Below are 5341 nucleotides of genomic sequence, written 5' to 3'. Positions count from 1 at the left end.
CGGAATAGCAAAAGTATCAAGAGTCTCACACGAAGTATCAGAGGAAGGTTTTTGTCTTAGGACATTAATCATCGTCAGTACGTTGAGTGAGCGACCGGTTCTTAACGGAACCGAAAACAGTAACAGGTATTGAACTGAAGAGTTTGATCCTGGCTCAGATTGAACGCTGGCGGCATGCCTTACACATGCAAGTCGAACGGCAGCACGGGGGCAACCCTGGTGGCGAGTGGCGAACGGGTGAGTAATACATCGGAACGTGTCCTGTAGTGGGGGATAGCCCGGCGAAAGCCGGATTAATACCGCATACGACCTAAGGGAGAAAGCGGGGGATCTTCGGACCTCGCGCTATAGGGGCGGCCGATGGCAGATTAGCTAGTTGGTGGGGTAAAGGCCTACCAAGGCGACGATCTGTAGCTGGTCTGAGAGGACGACCAGCCACACTGGGACTGAGACACGGCCCAGACTCCTACGGGAGGCAGCAGTGGGGAATTTTGGACAATGGGCGAAAGCCTGATCCAGCAATGCCGCGTGTGTGAAGAAGGCCTTCGGGTTGTAAAGCACTTTTGTCCGGAAAGAAAACGTTCGAGCTAATATCTTGAGCGGATGACGGTACCGGAAGAATAAGCACCGGCTAACTACGTGCCAGCAGCCGCGGTAATACGTAGGGTGCGAGCGTTAATCGGAATTACTGGGCGTAAAGCGTGCGCAGGCGGTTTGTTAAGACCGATGTGAAATCCCCGGGCTCAACCTGGGAACTGCATTGGTGACTGGCAAGCTTTGAGTATGGCAGAGGGGGGTAGAATTCCACGTGTAGCAGTGAAATGCGTAGAGATGTGGAGGAATACCGATGGCGAAGGCAGCCCCCTGGGCCAATACTGACGCTCATGCACGAAAGCGTGGGGAGCAAACAGGATTAGATACCCTGGTAGTCCACGCCCTAAACGATGTCAACTAGTTGTTGGGGATTCATTTCCTTAGTAACGTAGCTAACGCGTGAAGTTGACCGCCTGGGGAGTACGGTCGCAAGATTAAAACTCAAAGGAATTGACGGGGACCCGCACAAGCGGTGGATGATGTGGATTAATTCGATGCAACGCGAAAAACCTTACCTACCCTTGACATGGTCGGAAGTCCGCTGAGAGGTGGATGTGCTCGAAAGAGAACCGACGCACAGGTGCTGCATGGCTGTCGTCAGCTCGTGTCGTGAGATGTTGGGTTAAGTCCCGCAACGAGCGCAACCCTTGTCCTTAGTTGCTACGCAAGAGCACTCTAGGGAGACTGCCGGTGACAAACCGGAGGAAGGTGGGGATGACGTCAAGTCCTCATGGCCCTTATGGGTAGGGCTTCACACGTCATACAATGGTCGGAACAGAGGGTTGCCAAGCCGCGAGGTGGAGCCAATCCCAGAAAACCGATCGTAGTCCGGATCGCAGTCTGCAACTCGACTGCGTGAAGCTGGAATCGCTAGTAATCGCGGATCAGCATGCCGCGGTGAATACGTTCCCGGGTCTTGTACACACCGCCCGTCACACCATGGGAGTGGGTTTCACCAGAAGTAGGTAGCCTAACCGTAAGGAGGGCGCTTACCACGGTGGGATTCATGACTGGGGTGAAGTCGTAACAAGGTAGCCGTATCGGAAGGTGCGGCTGGATCACCTCCTTTCTCGAGCTTCGCACTGGACACGAAAGTGTCCGAGCATTCAAGCGCTCACGCTTATCGGCTGTTGTTTAAGACTGGCTTTGGGTCTGTAGCTCAGTCGGTTAGAGCACCGTCTTGATAAGGCGGGGGTCGATGGTTCGAATCCATCCAGACCCACCAAGTGTCAAGCGGGGCAAGACTCGCGGGGGATTAGCTCAGCTGGGAGAGCACCTGCTTTGCAAGCAGGGGGTCGTCGGTTCGATCCCGTCATCCTCCACCACAAGTCTTCAATGCACAGTGCTTCGTGAAGTGCTGTGCATTGGCGATTACAGCCAGTTGATGCTGAAGGCAATGAAGTACGCCGGTCGGCTAAACGTTCTTTAACAATCTGGAAGAAGTAGTAAAGAGAGTAGCGAAAGCGCTTAGAGATGGGCGTGATTAACTGCTCAGGGTAGTGATTGTATCAAGTATGAAAAGGTGATCGAAAGATTGCTTTGGAATACGGCACAACGCAAATACTCAGCCTATGACGAGGGTGGCTCGAGAGAGACACACTTGTTATAGGGTCAAGCGAACAAGTGCATGTGGTGGATGCCTTGGCGATCACAGGCGATGAAGGACGCGGTAGCCTGCGAAAAGCGGAGGGGAGCTGGCAAACGAGCTTTGATCCTCCGATATCCGAATGGGGAAACCCGGCCCGTATGGGTCACCCTAAGCTGAATACATAGGCTTAGTGGAGCGAACGCGGTGAACTGAAACATCTAAGTAACCGCAGGAAAAGAAATCAACCGAGATTCCCAAAGTAGTGGCGAGCGAAATGGGATCAGCCTGTACTCTTTATCCTTCTTATTAGCTGAACGCTCTGGAAAGTGCGGCCATAGCAGGTGATAGCCCTGTAAGCGAAAATAGGATGGAAGAACTAGGTGTACGACAAGTAGGGCGGGACACGTGAAATCCTGTCTGAAGATGGGGGGACCATCCTCCAAGGCTAAATACTCGTGATCGACCGATAGTGAACCAGTACCGTGAGGGAAAGGCGAAAAGAACCCCGGGAGGGGAGTGAAATAGATCCTGAAACCGCATGCATACAAACAGTCGGAGCCTGGAAACGGGTGACGGCGTACCTTTTGTATAATGGGTCAGCGACTTACGTTCAGTAGCGAGCTTAACTGATTAAGGCAGGCGTAGCGAAAGCGAGTCCGAATAGGGCGATCAGTTGCTGGGCGTAGACCCGAAACCAAGTGATCTATCCATGGCCAGGTTGAAGGTGCGGTAACACGTACTGGAGGACCGAACCCACTAACGTTGAAAAGTTAGGGGATGAGCTGTGGATAGGGGTGAAAGGCTAAACAAACTTGGAAATAGCTGGTTCTCTCCGAAAACTATTTAGGTAGTGCCTCGTGTATCACCTTCGGGGGTAGAGCACTGTCATGGTTGTGGGGTCCATTGCGGATTACTACGCCATAGCAAACTCCGAATACCGAAGAGTGCAATCACGGGAGACAGACATCGGGTGCTAACGTCCGGTGTCAAGAGGGAAACAACCCAGACCGCCAGCTAAGGTCCCAAAGATTGGCTAAGTGGGAAACGAAGTGGGAAGGCTAAAACAGTCAGGAGGTTGGCTTAGAAGCAGCCACCCTTTAAAGAAAGCGTAATAGCTCACTGATCGAGTCGTCCTGCGCGGAAGATGTAACGGGGCTCAAGCCAGTCACCGAAGCTGCGGATACGTGCTTAGGCACGTGTGGTAGGAGAGCGTTCCGTAAGCCTGCGAAGGTGTGTCGAAAGGCATGCTGGAGGTATCGGAAGTGCGAATGCTGACATGAGTAGCGATAAAGGGGGTGAAAAGCCCCCTCGCCGTAAGCCCAAGGTTTCCTACGCAACGTTCATCGGCGTAGGGTGAGTCGGCCCCTAAGGCGAGGCAGAAATGCGTAGCTGATGGGAAGCAGGTCAATATTCCTGCACCATTGTTAGATGCGATGGGGGGACGGATCGCGGAAGGTTGTCCGGGTGTTGGACGTCCCGGTCGCTGCATTGGAGAAGGTGCTTAGGCAAATCCGGGCACATAATTCAAGGGTGTGGCGCGAGCTTCTTCGGAAGCGAAGCAATTGGAAGTGGTTCCAAGAAAAGCCTCTAAGCTTCAGTCTAATAGTGACCGTACCGCAAACCGACACAGGTGGGCGAGATGAGTATTCTAAGGCGCTTGAGAGAACTCGGGAGAAGGAACTCGGCAAATTGGTACCGTAACTTCGGGATAAGGTACGCCCTTGTAGCTTGACTGGCCTGCGCCAGGAGGGTGAAAGGGTTGCAATAAACTGGTGGCTGCGACTGTTTAATAAAAACACAGCACTCTGCAAACACGAAAGTGGACGTATAGGGTGTGACGCCTGCCCGGTGCCGGAAGATTAAATGATGGGGTGCAAGCTCTTGATTGAAGTCCCGGTAAACGGCGGCCGTAACTATAACGGTCCTAAGGTAGCGAAATTCCTTGTCGGGTAAGTTCCGACCTGCACGAATGGCGTAACGATGGCCACACTGTCTCCTCCCGAGACTCAGCGAAGTTGAAGTGTTTGTGATGATGCAATCTCCCCGCGGCTAGACGGAAAGACCCCATGAACCTTTACTGTAGCTTTGCATTGGACTTTGAACCGATCTGTGTAGGATAGGTGGGAGGCTATGAAACCAGGACGCTAGTCTTGGTGGAGCCGTCCTTGAAATACCACCCTGGTTTGTTTGAGGTTCTAACCTTGGCCCGTGATCCGGGTCGGGGACAGTGCATGGTAGGCAGTTTGACTGGGGCGGTCTCCTCCCAAAGTGTAACGGAGGAGTACGAAGGTACGCTAGGTACGGTCGGAAATCGTGCTGATAGTGCAATGGCATAAGCGTGCTTAACTGCGAGACCGACAAGTCGAGCAGGTGCGAAAGCAGGTCATAGTGATCCGGTGGTTCTGTATGGAAGGGCCATCGCTCAACGGATAAAAGGTACTCTGGGGATAACAGGCTGATACCGCCCAAGAGTTCATATCGACGGCGGTGTTTGGCACCTCGATGTCGGCTCATCTCATCCTGGGGCTGTAGCCGGTCCCAAGGGTATGGCTGTTCGCCATTTAAAGAGGTACGTGAGCTGGGTTTAAAACGTCGTGAGACAGTTTGGTCCCTATCTGCCGTGGGCGTTGGATATTTGAAGGGGGCTGCTCCTAGTACGAGAGGACCGGAGTGGACGAACCTCTGGTGTACCGGTTGTCACGCCAGTGGCATCGCCGGGTAGCTATGTTCGGAAGAGATAACCGCTGAAAGCATCTAAGCGGGAAACTCGCCTTAAGATGAGATATCCCCGGGGCTTCGAGCCCCTTGAAGGGTCGTTCCAGACCAGGACGTTGATAGGTCAGGTGTGTAAGTGCAGTAATGCATTGAGCTAACTGATACTAATTGCCCGTAAGGCTTGATCCTATAACCAGTGTGTTTCGCAGTGAGTTAGCGCTTCAGCGCTTACTCAATGCAACCCCCGTAGGGGGCGCCTGGTTGAGTGAGTCGTTGTTGCCAACAATCACCACCCCAAACACTTCTACTTCTTCCCAGATTGGTTGTGCCGCCCCCGAGCGACACAACAACAAGTCATGCCTGATGACCATAGCGAGTCGGTACCACCCCTTCCCATCCCGAACAGGACCGTGAAACGACTCCACGCCGATGATAGTGCGGATT

General features: G+C 53.2%; 1 protein-coding gene, 2 tRNA genes and 2 rRNA genes. 4 read left to right on the top strand and 1 reads right to left on the bottom strand.

Features of this window, described 5'->3' with window-relative positions:
- Positions 1–131 precede the first annotated feature (131 nt).
- From QCE88_RS41840 to QCE88_RS41825, 4 genes are all read left to right on the top strand, one after another.
- Positions 132–1663: ribosomal RNA gene (locus QCE88_RS41840) — 16S ribosomal RNA — on the top strand.
- Between the two features lie 79 nt (positions 1664–1742).
- Positions 1743–1819: transfer RNA gene (locus QCE88_RS41835), tRNA-Ile, on the top strand.
- 24 nt (positions 1820–1843) lie between these two features.
- Positions 1844–1919 (top strand) — tRNA-Ala (locus QCE88_RS41830).
- Between the two features lie 284 nt (positions 1920–2203).
- Positions 2204–5086, top strand: a 23S ribosomal RNA gene (locus QCE88_RS41825).
- Together the 16S and 23S rRNA genes with 2 tRNA genes alongside form the textbook arrangement of a ribosomal RNA operon.
- A 32-nt stretch (positions 5087–5118) precedes the next feature.
- On the opposite strand, the gene QCE88_RS41820 is transcribed toward QCE88_RS41825, so the two are convergent.
- Positions 5119–5341, bottom strand: a 223-nt coding sequence (locus tag QCE88_RS41820) for a hypothetical protein (RefSeq protein ID WP_309911913.1), incomplete at its 5' end; no start/stop codon positions are given.

The organism is Caballeronia sp. LZ035, assembly GCF_031451175.1.
Taxonomy (GTDB): domain Bacteria; phylum Pseudomonadota; class Gammaproteobacteria; order Burkholderiales; family Burkholderiaceae; genus Caballeronia.
This window is presented reverse-complemented; position numbering and strand designations above follow the sequence as displayed.